The 19578-nt window shown below is 61.6% G+C and carries 18 protein-coding genes and 2 pseudogenes; 7 read left to right on the top strand and 13 right to left on the bottom strand.

Going from position 1 to position 19578, the window contains the following annotated elements; all coding sequences use genetic code 11:
• Complete coding sequence (locus JG747_RS35260) at positions 1-4557, bottom strand: strawberry notch family protein (protein ID WP_199201354.1); 4557 nt, start codon at positions 4555-4557, stop codon at positions 1-3.
• Between the two features lie 185 nt (positions 4558-4742).
• Here JG747_RS35260 and JG747_RS35265 point away from each other — a divergent pair, with 185 nt between their 5' ends.
• Positions 4743-5936: a DUF1173 domain-containing protein gene (locus JG747_RS35265; protein WP_199201355.1), complete on the top strand. Its 1194-nt coding sequence runs from the start codon at positions 4743-4745 to the stop codon at positions 5934-5936.
• A 36-nt stretch (positions 5937-5972) separates the two neighbouring features.
• On the opposite strand, the gene JG747_RS35270 is transcribed toward JG747_RS35265, so the two are convergent.
• Positions 5973-6656 carry a transposase gene (locus JG747_RS35270; protein ID WP_244748466.1) on the bottom strand — a complete coding sequence of 228 codons (684 nt, stop codon included), beginning with the start codon at positions 6654-6656 and terminating at the stop codon, positions 5973-5975.
• Positions 6657-7124: 468 nt separating this feature from the next.
• On the opposite strand from JG747_RS35270, the gene JG747_RS35275 reads away from it, so the two are divergent.
• Positions 7125-7520 carry a hypothetical protein gene (locus tag JG747_RS35275; protein WP_199201356.1) on the top strand — a complete coding sequence of 132 codons (396 nt, stop codon included), beginning with the start codon at positions 7125-7127 and terminating at the stop codon, positions 7518-7520.
• A 108-nt stretch (positions 7521-7628) separates the two neighbouring features.
• Here the strand turns inward: JG747_RS35275 and JG747_RS35280 are convergent, their stop codons facing one another.
• The 5 genes from JG747_RS35280 to JG747_RS37980 all read right to left on the bottom strand — a co-directional run bounded on the left by JG747_RS35280 (position 7629) and on the right by JG747_RS37980 (position 12927).
• The gene (locus tag JG747_RS35280; RefSeq protein ID WP_342216823.1) at positions 7629-8309 is read right to left on the bottom strand and encodes a DUF1419 domain-containing protein; all 681 of its coding nucleotides are present in this window, start codon (positions 8307-8309) and stop codon (positions 7629-7631) included.
• Between the two features lie 83 nt (positions 8310-8392).
• The gene (locus tag JG747_RS35285) at positions 8393-8641 is read right to left on the bottom strand and encodes a hypothetical protein (protein WP_244748467.1); all 249 of its coding nucleotides are present in this window, start codon (positions 8639-8641) and stop codon (positions 8393-8395) included.
• A 234-nt stretch (positions 8642-8875) separates the two neighbouring features.
• On the bottom strand, positions 8876-11026 hold the full coding sequence (locus JG747_RS35290) for a ParB/RepB/Spo0J family partition protein (RefSeq protein WP_199201358.1): 2151 nt from the start codon (positions 11024-11026) through the stop codon (positions 8876-8878).
• A 219-nt stretch (positions 11027-11245) separates the two neighbouring features.
• Entirely contained in the window at positions 11246-12442 is a 1197-nt protein-coding gene (locus JG747_RS35295; RefSeq protein ID WP_199201359.1) for a DUF932 domain-containing protein, read from the bottom strand.
• 176 nt (positions 12443-12618) lie between these two features.
• A complete protein-coding gene (locus JG747_RS37980; RefSeq protein ID WP_199201360.1) occupies positions 12619-12927 on the bottom strand; it encodes a GGDEF domain-containing protein in 309 nt (102 codons plus the stop codon).
• Positions 12928-13223: 296 nt separating this feature from the next.
• On the opposite strand from JG747_RS37980, the gene JG747_RS37985 reads away from it, so the two are divergent.
• From JG747_RS37985 to JG747_RS35305, 3 genes and pseudogenes are all read left to right on the top strand, one after another.
• Positions 13224-13376, top strand: coding sequence for a hypothetical protein (locus tag JG747_RS37985; protein WP_446720632.1), 153 nt, complete (start codon positions 13224-13226; stop codon positions 13374-13376).
• A gap of 70 nt (positions 13377-13446) precedes the next feature.
• Positions 13447-13709, top strand: a pseudogene (locus JG747_RS37425) (antitoxin Xre/MbcA/ParS-like domain-containing protein); the annotation flags it as partial.
• Positions 13710-14034: 325 nt separating this feature from the next.
• A complete protein-coding gene (locus JG747_RS35305) occupies positions 14035-14496 on the top strand; it encodes a phasin (RefSeq protein WP_199201361.1) in 462 nt (153 codons plus the stop codon).
• Positions 14497-14655: 159 nt separating this feature from the next.
• Here JG747_RS35305 and JG747_RS35310 read toward each other — a convergent pair whose 3' ends face one another.
• The 4 genes from JG747_RS35310 to JG747_RS35325 form a co-directional block, all read right to left on the bottom strand.
• The gene (locus JG747_RS35310) at positions 14656-14868 is read right to left on the bottom strand and encodes a hypothetical protein (RefSeq protein ID WP_199201362.1); all 213 of its coding nucleotides are present in this window, start codon (positions 14866-14868) and stop codon (positions 14656-14658) included.
• A gap of 64 nt (positions 14869-14932) precedes the next feature.
• Positions 14933-15142, bottom strand: a complete 210-nt coding sequence (locus JG747_RS35315) for a hypothetical protein (protein ID WP_199201363.1) — start codon at positions 15140-15142, stop codon at positions 14933-14935.
• A 15-nt stretch (positions 15143-15157) separates the two neighbouring features.
• Positions 15158-15391 (bottom strand): hypothetical protein, encoded by a 234-nt coding sequence (locus JG747_RS35320; protein WP_199201364.1) that lies wholly within the window; start codon positions 15389-15391, stop codon positions 15158-15160.
• Positions 15392-15615: 224 nt separating this feature from the next.
• Positions 15616-15801 (bottom strand): hypothetical protein, encoded by a 186-nt coding sequence (locus JG747_RS35325; RefSeq protein ID WP_199201365.1) that lies wholly within the window; start codon positions 15799-15801, stop codon positions 15616-15618.
• Positions 15802-15982: 181 nt separating this feature from the next.
• On the opposite strand from JG747_RS35325, the gene JG747_RS35330 reads away from it, so the two are divergent.
• Together JG747_RS35330 and JG747_RS35335 are read left to right on the top strand one after the other, a co-directional pair.
• The gene (locus JG747_RS35330; protein ID WP_199201592.1) at positions 15983-17434 is read left to right on the top strand and encodes a CYTH and CHAD domain-containing protein; all 1452 of its coding nucleotides are present in this window, start codon (positions 15983-15985) and stop codon (positions 17432-17434) included.
• A gap of 471 nt (positions 17435-17905) precedes the next feature.
• On the top strand, positions 17906-18106 hold the full coding sequence (locus JG747_RS35335) for a hypothetical protein (protein WP_202362406.1): 201 nt from the start codon (positions 17906-17908) through the stop codon (positions 18104-18106).
• A gap of 383 nt (positions 18107-18489) precedes the next feature.
• Here JG747_RS35335 and JG747_RS35340 read toward each other — a convergent pair whose 3' ends face one another.
• A complete protein-coding gene (locus tag JG747_RS35340) occupies positions 18490-18699 on the bottom strand; it encodes a hypothetical protein (protein WP_199201367.1) in 210 nt (69 codons plus the stop codon).
• A 163-nt stretch (positions 18700-18862) separates the two neighbouring features.
• Positions 18863-19574 (bottom strand): annotated as a pseudogene (scpB, locus tag JG747_RS35345) (SMC-Scp complex subunit ScpB).
• Between the last annotated feature and the right edge of the window lie 4 nt (positions 19575-19578).

Below are 19578 nucleotides of genomic sequence, written 5' to 3' on the forward strand. Positions count from 1 at the left end.
TCACCGTGCCGCAGTGCGGTCGGTGACCCCGATCAGCGTGTGGCGATCGAGAAGTGAGGCAAGGATGGCGGAGCCTTGCGCGCCGGTCGGGATGAACAGCCTCAACTTCCAGGAGATGATTTCGGAGATCAGCCCCAGCGCCTTCAGCCGCGGGACCATCGCGTCGGTAAAGCCGATCAGCTCGACGCGGTAGTCGTTCATGACGCGACTGCGCCGCAGGATCATGCCGTCGGCAAGCTGCAACCCGATCCGGCCCTCGATCAGGCCGGTCCACGCCTCGTCCGGAGCGAGGGTCGGCACATCGTCGAGACCGAGATTGCGCAACAGGGTCGCGATCAGCGTTGGCGCGATGTGACGCCCGATGATGCGTTCGCCGGCATCGGTCTGGATCCGGTAGACTTGACAATCATGGTCCGGCAGCCGCCGCCAGATCGGCAGCAGCAGACCCGTCACGATGTGGAACGTGCTGGTGGTGAACTCCGGGACGGCGGCGACTTCTGCCTGCCACAGATCGCAGAACAGTTTTCGGTCGGCCGGTTGCCAGTGGGTTTCGGCAAGGGCGTCGAGGCCGAAGCGCAACTCGTCCGTCGGCCGAAGCAGGCGCACGCGGTGCTCTATCGCCCCGTCATCGAGCATCAGGCTCGCGGTCGGTAGTTGGATCGCCGCGCGGCTCGATCGCGTGTTGACCAGCAGGACCGATTGCGGCTCCGCCCGGACGATGGCCAGCGCGTCGACGAGGCCGAGCGGCCGGACACGGTCCTTGCGCGCGACGGTTAGCACGTGCGACTGCGCGCCCGAGACCGGATGCGTGTAGACGGTGCGACGATCGGTGACGACGATGCTCTCCGCCGCAATCGTCTCTAGGCCTTTGTCATAGGAGCCGGCAGCGATCGCGCCCTCGACCTTCGCCGTCATCAGTTGCTCGAACACTTCGAACAGCAGGTTCTGGGTCTCGATGCGCAGCGCCAGCAGGCGGTTGAGCCAGGTCGTGATCGGCGGCAGCTCGTCGCGCAACCCGCCCTCGTCGGTCGTCAGCGACAGACCGGTGACGGTCTCGAAGGTCGTCAGCGAGCAGCCTTCGATCTTCCCCTGGTGCAGCAGCCAGTAGAACTGGCGTAAAGCTGCGCGGGCGTAGGGGCTTTCGAGATTGTCCTCGGACCGGAAGAGCCCTGCCCCGCCGGTTTGGCGCTGGCCGCGCGTGATGGCGCCGAGTGTGTCCAGCCGTCGTGCGATCGTCGACAGAAAACGCTTGCCGGCCTTCACATTGGCGGCCATCGGCCGGAATAAGGGCGGTTGCTTCTGATTAGTGCGGTGCGTCCGTCCGAGACCCTGGATGGCGTTGTCGGCGCGCCAGCCGGCTTCGAGCAGATAGTGCTTGCGCAGCCTCTGGTTCCTGACCCCGAGATCGGCGTGGTAGGAGCGGCCTGTGCCGCCGGCGTCGGAGAAGATCAGTACGCTTTTGTCGTCATCCATGAAACTCTGGGTCTCGGCGAGATTGGCTGAGCCAGGGCGGTTTTCCACGGCCAGCCGCTCGATGCCGTCGCGGCCGGTCTTCTTCAGGATGCGGCGCGACCGGCCGGTCACCTCGGCGACGGTGTCGGTGCCAAAGTGGTGGATGATCTGGTCGAGCGCGCTGCCGACCGGCGGCAGCGATGCGAGTTTTTCGACCATCTCGTCGCGCCGGCGAACGGCCTCGCGGCATTGAACCGGATTGCCATCTTCGTCGTGGACAGGCCGCGAATAGACGTTCCCTTCCGCGTCCGAATATTCCTCGAACAATTGGGTTGGGAAGGAGTGCATCAAGTAGCCGCCGACGTACTCGCGCGGCGTGATGTCGACATGCAGGTCCGACCACTCCTCGGTCGGGATTTCGGCCAGCCGTCGTTCCATCAGCGCCTCGCCGGTCGAGACGATCTGCACGACCGCCGAATGACCGTCGGCGCGGTCCTGCTCTATCGCGCCGATCAGGGTCGGCGTCATCATCGAGGTGATGAGATGGCTGAAGAAGCGCTGCTTGGTGCTCTCAAAGGCTGAACGCGCCGCCGATTTTGCGTCGCGGTTCAGCGTGCCGGCCTTGCTGGTGATGTTGGTCGCCTCGAGTGCAGCGGTCAGGTTGTTGTGAATGACCTGGAATGCATCGGCATAGGCGTTGTAGATGCGGATCTGTTCGTCGCTCAATGCATGCTCGAGCAGGTCGTATTCGACCCCGTCATAAGAGAGCGACCGCGCCGCATAGATGCCGAGCGATTTGAGATCGCGGGCGAGCACTTCCATCGCCGCGACACCGCCATCCTCAATCGCGGCGACGAATTCGGCGCGGTTGGCGAATGGAAAATCCTCGCTGCCCCAGATGCCGAGACGCTGCGCATAGGCCAGGTTCTCGACCGCGGTCGCACCGGTGGCCGAAACATAGACGATGCGGGCGTCGGGCAGCGCGTGCTGCAGACGCAGGCCAGCCCTGCCCTGCTGCGAGGGAGCCACGTCACCGCGCTCGCCTTTGCCGCCAGCGGCGTTGGCCATGGCGTGCGCCTCGTCGAAGACGATGACGCCATCGAACGATTTTTTCGCCCCCGACGGGTTTTCTCCAATTCCTGTCTGGCCTTCGGCCCTTCCCGCCGAGTTTTCTCTGTTCCCCGTCGGGCCTTCGTCCCTCCTCGCCTCTTGTCCGACCCAGTCGAGGATCTGAGCGATCCGGGATTTCCTGCCCTCCCGTTCCTGCGAGCGGAGCGTCGCATAGGTCGTGAACAGGATGCCCTCGGCAAGGCGGATCGGCGTGCCCTGCCGATAGCGCGACAGCGGCTGGACGAGAAGTTTTTCCTGACCAAGTGCCGCCCAATCGCGCTGGGCATCTTCCAGTAGCTTGTCCGACTTGGAAATCCAGATCGCACGGCGGCGCCCCTGCAGCCAATTGTCGAGTATGATGCCTGCGACTTGCCGTCCCTTGCCGCAGCCGGTTCCATCGCCCAAAAACCATCCACGGCGGAAGCGGACAGCGTTCGCAGCCCCTTCTGGTGCGGCCGAGACGACCTCGCAGGTCTCGTCAACCGTCCAGGCGCCGGCGAGATGGCCGCAATGGGCTTCGCCGGCATAGATGACGCTTTCGAGCTGGGCGTCCGACAGCAGGCCCTCGTCGATGATCGCATCAGGAAGAAGCGGCCGATAGGAAGGTTTTGGCGGCGCGACGGCGGCCATTGCGGCTGACTGCACGAGCGGCGTCGGATGCGGCTTTGCGCGGGGAATATCGATCGACTGGAGCGCGTAGGGCTCGTAGATCGTGTCGGTGAGCCGGCCGCTCTGCTGCGGCATCCAGTCGCGCAATTCATAGGCGAGGGGGACCGCCGGTGTGCTGTTTGCCATGTCCTGGCGAGTGGGCTTCGCCCGCGCGATCGGACGGACCGATTGGATGGTCTTCGGAGCAGCCGAGACAGCCAGGGGTGCGATCCTCGCCCGCGATCGGGCGCCCATACGCATGGCGGCATTGCGCAGGATGCCGCTGGACAATGCACCGATCGAGTCCGGGAAGCCGCCCGGTGTCCGGGGCGGCAGCGCGGAGATCCAGGAGAGCAGCGTCCCGACATCCATAGCCTTGCCGGGCGACGGGACGAAGCCGGTCGGGTCGCTAGCAGGAACTTTGTCGATGATGGTCAAGCGGGTCTCGGCCGTTGTCCCATGGCGGGCGTAGACACGGCCGTCGATTGCTGCGGTGAAGATGACGGTGCTCTGCTCCTGCAGCCGTTCGAAGGCGGGCCGCCATTTGGGGTTTTCGGGAGACAGTTCGGTGCCGGTGATGGCGACCAGGCGCCCGCCGGCGCGCAGGCGCGCGAATGCGGAAGAGAGATGCCGCCATGCCGCATCGGCGACATGCCCGTCGACATAAGCGCCGACGCTGAAGGGTGGATTCATCAGCACGACAGACGGCTTCATAGCCGCGTCGAGAAGATCGTCGATATGGGCGGCGTCGTGCCGCGAGACCGGGAACCGTGGAAACAGCAGGCCGAGGAGATCGGCCCGCGTCGCGGCAAGCTCGTTGAGGGCGATCGAGGCGCGCGTCATCTCGGCATGGACAGCGAGCAGACCGGTGCCGGCGGAGGGTTCGAGAACGAGGTCGCAAGATGCGATCGCCGCGGCGTGCGCCGTGACGAAAGCCAGCGGCAAGGGCGTGGAGAGCTGCTGCATGGCCTGGCTCTCGTCGGAGCGCCGCGTATGGGTGGGAAGAAGTTCCGCGATGCGCGTCATCATCGCCAGCATTGCCTGGGACGTGCTCGACCGGGACAGGATCGCCGAACCGAACCGGCGCAGAAACAGCACCTGGGCCACTTCGAGCGCCTCATAGGCGTCCTTCCACACCCAGAACCCTTGCGCATCGCTGCCGCCAAAACTTGTCGTCATGGCGGTGCGCAGTGCGGGGGTGGTGACAGGCTCGCCCTGCTCGAGGAAAGGCAGAAGCCGCATTGCCGCCTTATAAATCGCCTGGGCGATGTTGACGGCGTCTTGTGCCGGCGCGACGAGGGAAGCGGCCGTCCGGGCGACGATCGATGTGGGCGAAACGATGTTCATGGAGATGTCCTTCGCGAGAGGGAGAGCGGCCCTCACGCCGGCACTCTCTCCGCGCCAGCCGGGCCGCACTTCTCCCGGCTCCCCTCTGCCTCTAGCGCTGATGCAACAAACGGGTTGCGCTCTGCGCAAAGCCATGACTTGAATGCCGGACAGGGATGCGGCGGCGACCTGGAGCTGTGGAGGTGATGCGACGGTTCAAAATTGGCAGTGCGGTCTATGAGGAGGGAGCGCCTGACCTGCAGGCGGCGCTGGCGAACGCCTATGCCCGCACCGAGCGTCCGCTATGCCTGTGCCGCGAGCCGGGCTGCCCGATGTACATCGCCCGCATCGGCGATCTCCATCTGATCAAGCGCATGCCGTTGAGCGGCGGTGGGCATGATCCGTCCTGCGATTCATATGAATCACCTTACGAATTGTCCGGCCTGGGCGCCTTGATGGGCAGCGCGATACAGCTCGATCCGCAAAGCGGCCTGGCGGCCCTCAAGTTGGACTTCAGCCTGTCGAAGACAGGGAGCCGGGCCGCATCCGTGCCTGCAGGGCAAAGTTCCGCCAGTCTAACCGCCGATCCCAGGAGGATGTCGCTGCGTGGCCTCCTTCATTTTCTCTGGCACGAAGCGGAATTGACGGTCTGGACATCCCGCTGGGCTGGCAAGCGACATTGGTGGAATGTCCGCTGGCATCTGCTCGAGGCTGCCGGGCAAATGACGGTGAGGGGCGGCCCGCTCGCGGATATCCTGTTCGTGCCCGAGCCATTTCGCGCTGAGAACAAGCAAGCCATTGAGCACCGTCGCAACGCGGTTCTCGGCACGGCGCTCCCGCCGAAATCCGGCCCCCGAAAACTGCTCGTCCTGGTCGGCGAGGTGAAAGAGATTGTTCCTGCTCGTTCCGGTCAGAAACTTGTCATCAGGCATTTGCCCGGTTTTCCCTTCATGATCGACGATGCATTGCATCGCCGCTTGCAGGCGCGTTTTGAAAAAGAATTGTCCCTTTGGGCAGCGGATTCCAGCTCGCATCTCATGACGATCGCGACGTTCGGACTGAACCCGGCCGGCCTCGCCATTGTCGAGGAGATTGCGTTGATGGTGGTCTCCGAGAACTGGATTCCTTACGAGACGGTCCCGGAGAAAAGGCTCGTCGATGGGCTCGCCTGCCTTCGCGAGAAGAGCGTGAAGGGATTGCGCTTTGACCTGCAACCCGACCAGCCGATCGCCAATGCGTTGCTTCAGAACAGGGACGACCCGATAGCGCTCTTTGTCGTTCCGGCCGGAGCGGACGAAAACTACGAAGCGTCGCTCGACGAAATGATCGCCGCGCGACCGGAGATCGGCTCTTGGGTGTGGCGGGTCGGCGAAGGCGATATGCCGCCGCTACCCCTTTGAGCGTCGGGCGGAATTTCCAACGTGGCTCAGTATGTCTTACGCAAGGCCCAGCTTGTTCTTGAGCTCGGCATTTTCCTTGCGCAGACGGTCGGCAAGCAGGTTCTTGAGGCGCTTGTTTTCTTCTTCGAGCGCGACAAGATCACGGAGATCGCCGCTGTCCGAAGCGGGCGCCACAGCCCTCTTCCAATAATAGTAGGTCTGCTCCGATATGCCGGCCTGGCCGACCGCAATCTTGCTGGTCGCACCGCCAGCGATCGACTTCTCGATCTGGGCGAGCTTCTGGGCGCGTTCTTTCTCAGAGTAGGTCTTCCGGGCGGTCTTCACTGCCACCGCAGGTTCGGCCGCCTGGGGCGCAGGTTTCGCTCCGTTCTTGCGGACCGGCTTTACGAGCTCTGACTTCGCTTTCTTTGCTCGCGGAACTTTCTTCTTCGATTCAGGCACTTCCACTTTGGCTGGCGCTACTGTCGTCTGAACAGTCTGAGCGTCCTGAAAATCGGCCATCATATACTCCGCTTGTGGTTTATCCCCTTCTTCAGCATCAAGTGGTCTTATACTGAAGTCAATGACCTCCGAATTTGGGAGCGGAGCAGCATAGCCCGGCTGCGTCATCTCCGTGGCAATCTTGGACAGGTCGAGATCGCCCCAGATCGAATGGCTTGGCTTCTGCTTACCGCGCCTCTGTTTCAGTTCCACGATAAATGGCCGGATCTGGCGCTTCATAGTCCCTTCCTTGATGTGAGGACGACTTGCAAGCCAAGTCGCTGTTTCGCGTTAGCGAGTATCCTGCGCCTAGGCATCTTATCGCTCTTGCAGAGCTTTATTGGAGAAGGCAAGCGACGAGCAAGCGAGATTCCACTGATCTCGGGGACTGGCTCGATCACCGCGACGCAAACAGTCTATTGCGAGCCGAGGGCTCATTTGACGCGACCTCCAGAGCGCATCCATGCCCGCCATCCATAGGCGCCACTTCGCTCGATCCACCGGCAGCTGAAAAATTTCGACACGCTGACAAGGCTCGCATGCTCCAGGTTCGGTAAAGAACCCCTCCCCGCATCGAGCGCCGCCCACGCCATCATTCGTTGCCGGCGGGCAAACGCACAAGGGACTAACAGCCGCCGGCATCCGATGGACTGTGCACAACCGGCTGCATCGATTGCAATCCTGATTTTCTTGGGTGCAAATCTTCTCATGGCGGCGGATGAGCTGGACGCGATTGTTTTCGGGATGGCAGTCGAAAGCGTTCGTGCGCTTCCTCTTGGATTCACGGAAAAAGTCGCAGAAATTGCCATCAGAAGCCACGGCGTCCTGATTTTTGATTTGCGCATCGATGGCGACTTTGAAATGCAGCGGATCGCCGCCGTCCGATATCCAAGCAACCAGACAGGCATTCTTGCGCTGGACAAGCAGGGCGCGGCCATCAGCCATTTCATGGTCAATGGCACTTTCTCCAGCTTTATCGCTCCGTTGGAGGACTGGAACACTCTGCCGCTGCCGATGCAGGCCAGAACGAGTATCGCCGGCCCGGCCAGCCTCTTCATCGGCGCCTTGCGCAATGCCGGATACATCCCGCGCGGCAGGTCCTGATCCGAAGTATTGTTCGGCGATCATATCGTCGAGCCAGTCCGATGCCCGCCCATTTCAGTGGAGAAGGTGGACCATGCTATAGGGACGTTTCGCTTCCGAGCGGCGCTCTCAGGGATAACCTCTATCGTCGCCTCCCTTCTTGGAGCTCTGGCTTGATCTCGCGGAGGACAGGAGCTCGTCAATCTCGAGATCCGACAGATCATCGAGCCGCTTGAAGACAGCATCATGCCTTCCGGCGTTAACGAGAATTGTGCGTTTACCGCGATGTTCGGCCCACCCGGTCTCGGGCTCTGCATTGCGGGGGATCCCCCTGAGTTCGACAGGAGTTATGTTCCAGATCGCCTCGAGCTTTTCCTCGCGAGTCATGCTGTCGCTCGCGCCGGTCTCGTGGGCGATAATGGCGGCTCGCATCTTGTCTGGGGACTGCCGATCCGTGAGGTCGCAAAAGCCGTGGAACCAGCATTCGCGGCCTCGGATCCGGATCGCGAAGAATACGCTGGTCACGTTGCCGGCCTTGAACTCCGACATGCCGAACATGCCGGTGCGCATGAAGAGCGGCGGCAGCAAATCGAGCATGAAGTGGTATTCTGACGCGGGAATCTGGAACCACTCGCCTGAATAGGGTGTGCCGGAAAGCGGATCGATGCCGGGTGTGTCTTTGTGTCGGCTGAACAGTTGGAACATCTGCTCGCGGGTGGCGACGCCGTCGAGCACCTTCCTGAAGGGTGGATGTGAGGTCATGGGGCTCTCCTGAACGCAGGTAGGCCACGCGCGGCATGACCGCGTCATCGCAACTCCGTGATGGTGTTGTGGGTGTCGACTGTTCGACCTTGCGGTCGGCGCGTACATCAGCGTCGATGGGGCTTGCGGATTCAGGCGGCGCGGTGATTGGAGGAACGCAAAGCGTCTCGACCAACCCCGGTGATGGCACGGACAGCCGCCGCGAGCGCCGGAATGTCCTCAAGCATACCAAGTGCGACGAAATGATTGGCTCCGCCGGTGTAGTCCTTGCGCCCCTTGCAGGTGCGTATCAGGATGCCGTGACCTGAGGACATTCCGAACTGGCCGACCTGGATGTAGGCGCGTTCATGGTGCAGGGTAATCTCACCGGAAACGGCCATGCCCGCCCTGTTTGAGCGCAGGTCAAAGCTTCCCTGCGGCAGGGCAAAGTTCGGTTCGTGTGGAAGCGTCTCTTCTGCTGCTCGTCATAGGAGCAGCTTCTGTTCCAATCGAACATGTGAACCTCCATGAAACGAAAGCGCCCGGGCGCACCATGGCGATCCCGGGCTTGAGAGTGAGTTGCAACTGGAACGGGTCCGGCGGAGGTGCCGGACCCGTTCGGAGCGGGAGCCTGATTATTCGGCGGCCTGCAGCTGGTCCGTTTCGTCGCCGTCGAATGTCACCGGCTTGTCGGAGGACTGATCCGCATCGTCGGCAAGGAAGGCCGGCAGCTCGGCGGCATCGCCGTCAAGAGCCGCCTCGTCCGACATGTTGCCGGGGACCGCGTCACCAGCATCGGCAGCCACTTGATCGACCTCGAGGCGCAGCGGCTCGGGCAGCCAGTTCGATCCTTCGAGAAGACGGGCGGCTTCGCGGGCCATGATGTCCTTCTTCATGTGGTCGATCAGCTGCGCGGAGTCTGCGCCACGGGCTTCACGGACAGCCTGCAGGATCCGCGCTTTGGTAAGTCGCCCGAGGAACTCGACAGTAGGCGTCCAGCCGGCGTCGACCATGTCGAACTGGAGCGAGCGTGCAAGCACGTCTGCATGATCGAGCGCCTTCACTCGCCTGTTCCAGGGTTCGACCACCGCATTGAGGGTCAGCGAGATGCAATGCGCGAACAGCGCCTTTCGGCTCGCTTCGTCGAGACCGAGGAGGAAGTCCCACAGGGCTTCCGCTTCATCGGGCAAGTCGCGGTCCCAGGCTTCGTGCCGCTCGGCGATCTCCTTGGCCCAGGATGTCTCGGCAAGCCCGTCGACCTGGCTGAAGCTGGCGCTCTTCAGGCTGATCTCCAGGCACGTGTCCGGCGCGAAGCGATAGAAAACCTGCAGGACGAAGGCATGGAGTGCGGCGACGAAGGCGATGTCGACGTCACCGGCGAGTGCGTTGCGCAGTGCCAGCGTCCGCTGCGCGGTCAGGTCGAAGACGAGCCGATCGGGCAGTGGCTTGATGCCGTCGTCCTCGCCGTCGTCGCCAGAGGCGTCGTTCACCAGCTTGCCGTTGACGACAACACCGTCGCAATCGTCGTCGCCATTGGAGCGGGTTCCGCCGGCAGCGCCTCCTTCCTCGCCCTCATCGACATCGCCGGTTTCGGTCCGCGGCTCGTCCTCGGACCGCACGAAACCGGCGTCGACCTGGAGCTTGCCATTCGCGGCAAGGGTAACGAACACACCGGCAGTGGCCTTCTGGGCGGGATCGTAGCTTTGAGGACGATCATCGATCGCATCGAGATCAGAACCCAGCTGGTCGAGCTTCGCCTCGATTGCTTCGTCGGCATCCTCGGCCTTGGCATAGTCCGCATCCAGCTTGTCATATTCAGCCTTCAACGCATCGTAGCGTGCGATCTCTTCGGCGCTGAGCTCCTGCGCCTCGGCGTAGATGCGCCGCATGCCGGAGGTGTGGCCATAGGGAAAGCTGATCGCCGCCTCGGCCCATTTCCAGCCTTCGGCGCGGATCGCGTCGGCATCCACCTTCAGCCTGTCGAAGACAAGCTGCTCGAGGAGTGCGGCATCCTGGTACCAGCCGCCGGAATCCTGCTCGAACAGGTCGCGCAGGATGACGCCGCCGGCCGCCTCATAGGCGTCGGCACCGACATAGACGGCCCGGCGATCATCGGCCCGCACCGTCGTCTCCGTCAGCAGGCGTCTGATGTAATATGGTTCCTGCATGTGCGAACTGGAAATCCGCTCCCAGACCTGCTCCTGGCGCGCGTGATCGTCCGAGATCGAAAACGCCATGAGCTGTTCGAGACGGATTTCGTCCTTCTCGTAGAGATCGAGAAGTTTCGGCGACACCGAGGCCAGCCGCAGACGCTGTCTCACTGTGGCCGGCGACACGAAAAAGCGGGCGCCGATCTCGTCCGGATCGAGGCCCTGGTCGCTGAGTGTCTTGAAGGCCCGAAACTGGTCGAGCGGGTGCAGGTCGGCGCGCCGCAGGTTTTCGGCAAGCGAATCCTCCTCGGCCGAGGTCTCCTGCCCGCGGTTGACGATGCAGGGGATCGGCTCGTTCTTCGCCAGGCGCTTTTGCTTGATGAGGATGCCGAGCGCGAGATAACGCCGGCCGCCGGCGGGTACCTCGAACGTGCCGGTCTCCTCGCCCTCGCCTTCGAGCACGGGACGGACGTTCAGGCTCTGGATCAGCTTTCGCCGTCCGATGTCTTCGGCCAGCTGCTCGATCGACACCCCGTCCTTGATGCGCCGGACATTTTTCTGCGACAGCATCAGCTTGTCATAGGGAATATTCTCCGCAGCGTTCATCGCGATCTTCTGAATGGCGTTCTTTGCCATGGTCAGGTTCTCCATGACGGGCGGCCCGGGGCCTCTCCCCGAACCTCCAAGCCCGTCAAAAACCCTCCCCTCCCCCCTCTGCCTCCAGGCCTCGCGCCCCTTGGCCCCGGCTCGCGGATCTCACGCGACCGAGCAGCCCGGCGGGCCGCGCTGGGATTGATGGAGACGGCGCGGAGGCGAGGCCGGCGACGAGAGTTTTCGCTGCCGGTCTCCGCAGGATCAGGCGGCGAAATCGAGAAGCTTCTTGGCCTTGCCCTCCATTTCCAGGCGAACATCCTGATGCGGCTTGTCGCGCGCGATCCGCGTGATGCCCTGCACGAAATCGAATATAGATTCTGGCGGTCTGCCTTCCTCCAAGAGAACAGTATCGATGATCTTCGTGGTCTCGGACTTGGAGAAGCCCCGCTTGCGCAGGAAGCCCTGTCGGTCTTCGTCGTCTCGGGCAACGATCCGTTGCCGCGCCGTCTTGATGCCGTTGACGAACGGCATGGGCGAGGAATCGGCAAACTGGATCAGGGCCGGCTCGGCTTCCAGGGCGAAACGGGAGGCCGCGTATTTTGAATGGCGGATGGTGATTTCCTCGAAATCTTCCACGCCCCACAGATTGCGATTCTGACAAACCGCGCGCAGATAGAAGCTGGCGATCCCGAGGGTGCGCGCTCCGACTTCGGAATTCCAGCAATAGAAACCGCGAAAATAGAGATCCGGTTCCCCATTCGGCAGCCGCCCGGCCTCGATCGGGTTCAGATCGTCGACGAGGAACACGAAGATATCGCGATCAGACGCGTAGAGCGTCGTGGTGTCGTTGGAGATGTCGACGTGCGGATTGTAGATTCCCGTTGACCAGTCGAGCACGCCGGGCACTTTCCAGCGCGTGTCGCCGGTACCGTTGCCGGCGATCTTTTGCACGGCGTCCACCAGCTCTGAGTCAAATATTCTGCCGTAATCAGGGCCTGTTACCGCCCGCAACTCGAGGCGTCCGTTCTCGATTTCCAGCGTCTTCACCTGCTCAGCACGGTGGTTGAGGAGACCATGCTGAAGGTTGATCGCCGCCAGCGGAGCCGGAAGCTGACGCAGATAGGTGGCCGGCGCGCCGACCAGGCTGGCGAGTTGGCCAAAACTCCAATGCGTGGGAGCAACAGGCGCACGCGCATCGGGCAGCATTAGCCTCAGGCGCTCGGGATCGTCACGGCTGGCCTCGACGCGGATCAGCTCACTTTCAACGATGCGGGTCTTGCTACGTTCGGACCGCCGTTTCACCGAATTGTGGAGATCGGTAAGCGACAGGTATCGCTCGTCCGCCGGCCGGTTGAACCATTCTGAGGACACGCGGCCGATGCGCTGGCCGCGGCTGACGTCGACCTTGTAACCGGCATGCTCGGTGCGCTTGGGCGTATGAATTTCCATCTGGGTCATGGGTGTCGCTCCTCGGCGGGCGCCGGAAGACTCTCTCCCGGACCTTTACCCGCCACCGCCACCCGCCCGCCCTCCTCCTCTGCCTTCACCCGCGCGCCACTAGAAGCCGCCCCACTGTCGGTGCAAACAGCCTGCCGGGTGCATTTTCCGCCGCCCCCACGCGACCGGCTACGGTGTCACGACCCGCAACTTGGCTGCTTCATAGTCGAACGAAACGCGGTTCCGCACCCGCGTTGTTTCGCTTCAAAAAGGCAGCGTCCGGCAGTGCGCAGGACATCCTGAGTGTCTGCATCGCGAGCGATCTCTGCGCCTCCGATGCTGACAGTCACCTTCACGCCGTCTTGTTGCCCTTTGACCCGAGGAAGGCCTTCAATAAGCCGACGGATGTTCTCCGCAATCGTACCGGCCTGCTCTTTGCGCACGCCGCGTAACAAGACGCCGAACTCTTCCCCGCCAAGCCGTCCAACCGAGTCGCCTGACCGCACGTCACCGTTGGTGTTCCGGGATTTCTAAGATCTTAGAGCCGACAAGCATGCTTCCTAGAAAGCCTAGGCAATCCAGGACAAGATCATGTCGAGTGGAACTGGCTCAACGTCGAAGCAGACTTGAAGCCGGCCAAGGTTACTTATCTGGCGCGATCCCTCCCCTGGGCCGTCAATTCGCTGTAGCCGCTTTGCCGCCTGCGTGGCGTTCAAGTCGATCATGAATGACCCAGACGGTATAAAAGGGATTGATGCAGCGCGGCTTCTCACTGGACGCAGAAGCGCTCGTTTCCGCCAGCATGATCGCCGAGAGCGTCGCTGCCGCGCTTCCCTTCCTGCCACAGCCTCAGTGGCTCGCGCTCGGCTCGTTCAGAGGCGATTGCCCGCGCTCACCTCCAGTTCTTCGGCATGATGGCGAAAAGGATCTCCCGCTGCGATTCGGGTGCGTCTGATTGCGCCTGTGAAAGCACCGCACCGACGGATGGGAAGCCTGTATCCAGACACATTGCCGATCGCGCCTCCGACCTCCAGGTGGTGCTCATCGAAGACTGGGCCGGTGAGGTTGCCGGGTCGACCTATCTGGAGGAGAAATTCCGCATCCCTCGCTCGACGCTGCATCGCTGGCAGCGGCGCAGGGCGAAGTTGTGGCGCTGCGCAAGGGCGGTCGCAAACATGTCTTCCCGCTCGCCCAGTTGGTCGACGGTCGGCCAGCCATGGGCATAAGCGAGGTGTTGGCGGCGATTAGCAATCCGAGACTGGCCTGGTTCTGGTTGACCCGGCCCTCTCCAGACTCGACAAGGCATACAAGGGCTGCAGTCGACCCTTCTCTGCCCTTCGTTCGGAGAACATCTAACGGCAGGCTTGACCCGAAGCAGACCGTGGCTGCGAATCGCGTGAGAGTCGTCAAACGGGTCGCAACGGGACATTTGGAGTGCCGGGGCGCCAAGGAATCCCGGCTCTGTGGTCATGTCCTCGCTGATCTCCATTCGCGCAGCACCGGGGCAGCCCGCTCGCGCAAATTCATGGCAGCTTCATAAATCCGTTGCGGCGATTTCGTAGATGAAGGAGGCGGCTTTGCTTTGCGGTCGCCCCTGGAAAAGGATGGAAAGAATGTCCAAGATCACCGGCAAGACTGAAACGATCGAGAACGTCGAATTCCCTACCGTCGACCCGTCCAAGGTTGCCGGCCAAATCCGCGCTGTCGCCGATCAAAGCGTTGAGCAGTCGAAGGAAGTATTTTCCAAATTGAGCTCGGACGCCGAAACGACTCAAGGGGCTTTCGAGTCGACCTTTGAAATGGCCAAGACCACCGGCAACGAGATGCTCCTGCAGACGATTGCCGCTCTGCAAGCCAATGCCGAAGCCGGCTTCACGCTCCTCGAAGCACTGGTTGCCGTGAAGTCGCCGTCCGAGTTTTTCGAACTGCAGACCGCATTCCTGCGCAAACAGATCGAGAAGTCCGCCGAGCAGGCCAAGGCCATTCAGGCATTGATGTTGAGAGCTAGCGAGGACGTATCCAAGCCGATCAAGGATGCCTTTGACAAGGCTTTGAAGGAACGCAAGGCCGCCTGATTGCTTCATGCAACCGAGACCGGAGGACAGTTCTCTACGCTCAGGAACCTGGCGCCGGTCTTCTTCCATCTGGTCGGACGGCTTTGCCTGCCCGACCGCATCGCAATGACGTCGGCCTCACGGTTTTCGGCGCTTCTTGTCCTCTAGGTCCGGTGGGCATTAGTCGCGGTTCTCCCCGCTGTAGCGGACAAGCCGCGCGATTTGTTCATGCAATAAGGTGGTTCGCGGCAAGTCGGAGAATGCACCGCTTGTCGCCGTCTCGACAATCGCGCAGCGCACCGCTTCGGGGATCTCCTGCCAATGCACCAACGTCGCGGCAGCAAGATGCTGTAGCGGTATCTGAACGTCCTTCTCGAAGGATCTCGACGGCACGCTGCTTTCTCCAATGCATTGCGATAACGCGTATAGGAGTTCGGCCTATCGCGCGACGCCTGTTTCATTCGCTGGTTTCGAGGTTTCTCAGCCCGTCCGCAATAAGTTGCAGAGTGGCGATCAAGCGCTTGTATTCCTCGATGATATCGGGAGAGAAACGCGCCAACTGAACGGCATCGCCCCAATCGTGTGACGCTTCCCATTCGATCATGTCGCGGCAAATCTCAATCTGTTGCTCGCGGATTGCTATTCGGTCGGCATTGGTTGGGCGCAAGCGCCATGCTCCTGATCAAGAGCCGCCGTCTAGACGCTCGGCTATGGCGAAGGCCTGTAGGTTCTTGACCTTTCCGTGGTCTTGGTCGGCATTGGCGATAATCGAGAAGAACGCCGCGCGGGCGATGTCTTTCTTTGACGCGTTCGGGTGCTCTTTCCGTGCCGCCTTGATCAATTGCTTGGGCGTCATATCCGGCGTCACGATCCGCATCAGAGCGTCGCTGATCGCCTGCAATTCGGTCGCATCCATTAGGAGACACTCCGTCGCTTGGCTCCCCACTAGCAAGTCTAGCAGAGCGCCTTTATTAGCTGAAGCTAAATTCACGCTCATGAGGCGCCTCGCCAGCGCGCGTTCCGGCTGGCCCGCTGTCTAATACGGGCGAAGCGGCCCTTCGCTGACATAACCAGCCAGGCCGGTCAGTGCCGCTCCGCAATGAGGCGGAGAGACAGAAAGAAGAAGCCGCGCCGAGAATTTCAGTCTTCCTTCAAATCTTCGGCTTCATCTTTGAGCCTGGGCCAGTCGGCACCATGCTTACGCAACAAATCGCGCGCTTGTTTCGGCGAGACGTCGGTAACTTCCGTCAGGTGCTCCACCTCCAGCTCTTGCCCCTTCACCACGCGGCTCGCCTGCTTCTCTTCTTTCTTTTCCTTGGTAGCCATCTCTGTGTCCTTCTCCCGCATCCCAGGATCAACGAGGACTGAGAAGTGTGGTTCCGTCCCGCGCATTATGGTCGCCGGTTCGAGGTCTGGCCGCAGTTGCTCGAGGCGGGCGGTTGTTTGTGACAGTCTTGTGGCGCATCATCGGTGGAGTCCTGTGAAGCGACGCTGCGCCGAGGACATCATGCAGGAAACGGAACTGAAGCTCGAACTCTCCCAGTCGGGTGCGGGGTCGCTCCTCAAGAAAAATCCGTTCGGATGCTCGCCCACCATTCTTCAGCACAGATCCATCTATTTCGACACCCCCGAGTGGGATCTGTCCAAGCGCGGCCTGTCGTTTCGCATTCGGCAATCGGGAAATGAACGGATACAAACCGTCAAGGCCGGCGACGGCGCCGCGGTCGGATCGTTCACACGCCAGGAATGGGAGCGACCGGTTGCTGGCGATACACCGATACTTGACGATCCGCAGGTCCAGGACCTGCTTGCAGGGGCTGGCCCAAGCCTCGCGCCTGTGTTCGAGGTTCACGTCAAACGGTATTCCTGGAATGTGATGGATGGCGACGCTACGATCGAAGTTGCTTTGGATCTTGGCAAGGTCGTTGCAGCCGATCGCGAGGCGCCGCTATGCGAGATCGAGTTGGAAAAGAAGGCGGGCTCACCGACAGCGCTGTTTGCGCTCGCCCGGAAAGTCGACTTGATCACACCGGCGCATCTCGGGGTGCTGAGCAAAGCGGAACGGGGCTATCGTCTACTTGGCTCGGCGCCCGGTGCTGTGAACGCGGCTTCGACCCCACTCACGTCCGAGATGAGCGCGGCAACGGCTTTCGCGCGCATCGCAGCGGCCTGTCTCAAACAGTTTCGTCTCAATGAAACGGCGCTGGGCTGGTCCCGCGATGCCGAGGTCCTGCACCAGGCTCGCGTGTCGCTGCGACGGCTCCGCTCGCTGTGCTCGATGTGCAAGTCGCTGTTCGACGACAGCCGTTTCGACCGCCTGCGCGAAGAATTGACATGGCTCGCTTCGGAATTTGGCGATGCGCGCAATATCGACGTGATGATCTACCGCACTTCGAGCGAGGCTCTTTCAAGCCGTCTTCAAGACGCGCGCGACGACGCCTATGCGGCGGTCGAAGCATCGCTCTCCTCGGTGCGCGCCCGCTCGTTGATGATCGATGCCGCCGAGTGGATTTCCATCAGGGACTGGCGAACCGACCAAACGGACACAACCTGGCACGAGCAGTCATCACGGGATTTCGCCTCCGGTGTATTTGATAAACTTTGGAAAAAGGTGGCGAAAGGCGGCAATAATCTCGTCGATGCCAATGACGAGACTCGCCATGAAGTGCGCATCGCCGCAAAGAAGCTGCGCTATGCGGCGGAGTTCTTCGAGCCGCTTTACGAGAGCAAGGCGGAAGCCAAACGCCATCGATGGTTCATCGAGGCGATGAAGGGCCTGCAGGATCAGCTCGGCAGCCTAAACGATATCGCCACCGCGCCCGATATGTTGGCAGCGCTGGAGCTTTCGGATGTGGCTGGTGCGAAGGATCTCTTCAGCACCGAAGACAAGTTCAAGCTTCTTGAGGACGCCGAGGAAGCGCATGACGCCTTTGTCAACACGAGGCGCTTCTGGCGTTGAGGCAGCATGCAGAACCACAGGGACCGACGAAGTTCCAGCACCTCTTGCCAGCAGGCGACGCGGAGGCGGATCGCGCGGACGGGAGAGAAGTCGTGACGGTTGTTTTTGGGCTTGATGCAGTGCTCGAGCCGGCCGGTGCCGGCACCTGCCCCGGCTACGCATGGAACCGAGTTCCCAGCATAACCGTAACACCACGACCCGATGGCTAAACGCTGGCGACGGGCTTTAGTCGTGGATGAGGTAAGGCAGCTACATCCCCAAGGAATCGACCGCTTACAGGGTTGATTCGAGATGAGCGGAACCCGACAATTTACGACCGGATTTGCAAATCGCTTGAGACCGGGCAGTTGGTGGCAGAATAATGGGCTGGGAGGGCGGCTCTGTGCTACTCTCAGGATATTTGACTAACCGGCCCTCACGAAACCTTCATGAACGACGGCTAATATGCTCCCTTGGGAAGCCTTATCGTTGGTGGACGAAGACAATCCGCGCCGTGATGCCTACCGCCTTGAGCGTGTCGTAGATGATCATGCCATAGCAATAGCAATCTTCTATTCGGCGGGAGAGGCAAGCATCGTTATGAGCCATTTGGGCAAGGGTTACCGTGTGATGCTTGGCGACAGGCAAGTCTGGCCTGATGAGGCCCATTTAGCGGTTCGAATTCAATTTTGAACGGATTGCGTTGATAGCTTTCACGATAGCGTCCGCAGTTTGCCTATCGAGCGCAACATCCAAGCGGCCTTCCGTCGTCTGGATTGAGAGGATGCCGAGAACTTCTTCTTCTCATCGGTGACCGTCCCGACATGAATTTCGTTCGGCACGAAAGGTGCCTTTCCCATCCGGTTCATTGGGTGCACGCGTCACTTGGGCAGCTGCGACAATCGCGCAACCCGGCAATGCGTTCAAGCGGGCTTAGCTCGCCGCTGCGGCGCTGTCATCCGCCGCTCAATGACATTTGACAGAACCTCGATGCGCTGCTCGCGTTCGCTCATCACAATCAGTCCCGACCTGGAATCTCCGGCGCTGCCGAAAGGGTCGCGGCCTGCTACGCGCGCCTATCGTTGCCGGTGTCCCATCGGCGAGGACGTTGACAAATCTGTCAACGTTCTCGGCGTATCCGCTGCCTCGAATGGCTCGCGGACAAGCCTGCCGGCTGGTTGACGGCAGATGAGGACGATGCTGTTGCCCGGCGGCGTCAACTCGTCCTGGCTGCAGGCGGCCATGATCGGTTGATCGCGCACTTCGCGGATTTCATGGAGAAGCATCAAGGATCGCCGAGGTCTGGGCGATCACCCCCGACCGGCGCTGACCTTGCGACTCTGCTCGAGGCCTATTCGCGCGCCACTGACGGTGGGATCAGAACGAAGCACCACTTGATTTTGCGATCCTGCGTGGATAGAATCCCGCCCATCCTTGGCGAACAGCATGCTACTCATCACCGGCGACGCCTGCATCCTCCCCGTCATTGGAAAACCCCGGCATGATGTCGCCCGCCAGCAGCTTCTCCTTCGACAGCAGACCTGCATCCTCGAGCGCTTCGATTTCGGGGAGGTCGCGCAGTGTGTCGAACCCGAACTGCAGCGAGGAATGCTTTGGTCGTAACGTAGGTGTATGGCGCGCCTGGGGTCGGGCTGCGTGGGCCTGAGGCGATCAGGCCGAAGCCGCGCAAATTGCCGATCAGGTCGCGGCTGATTTCCTTGCCAAAGAAGGAGGACAGCTCGGCGCGGGTGATTGGCTGGAAGTAGGCGATCGTCAACAGCACGAGTACCTCCGACTGCGAGAGGTCTATCTTGCGCTCGCTGGCGCCGACGGCGGTGCGGATGGCGTCGGCATAGGCCGGCCGCGTCAGATGCTTCCAGCCGCCGGCGACGGCGACCAGATCATAGGGCCGGCCGCGGAGTTCCTCGCGGATATCGTCGATGAGGAGATCGATGCTGCAGCTCTTGCCGACGATCCGGGCAAGCGTGTCGCGGCTGACAGGCTCACTGGCAGCAAAAATGGTCGCCTCAACGCGATGCATCCATTCGCGCCAGCGTGCTTCCGGTGGCAGGTGATCCAGCTCGCGATCAAACAAATGGTCATTTGGCCGGCTGTCGCCTCCCGGTCCCCTCTTTCGTCGCCTAGTCTCACTCTCCGCCATGATT

It is taken from the genome of Mesorhizobium sp. 131-3-5, from assembly GCF_016756575.1.
GTDB classification, from domain to species: domain Bacteria; phylum Pseudomonadota; class Alphaproteobacteria; order Rhizobiales; family Rhizobiaceae; genus Mesorhizobium; species Mesorhizobium jarvisii.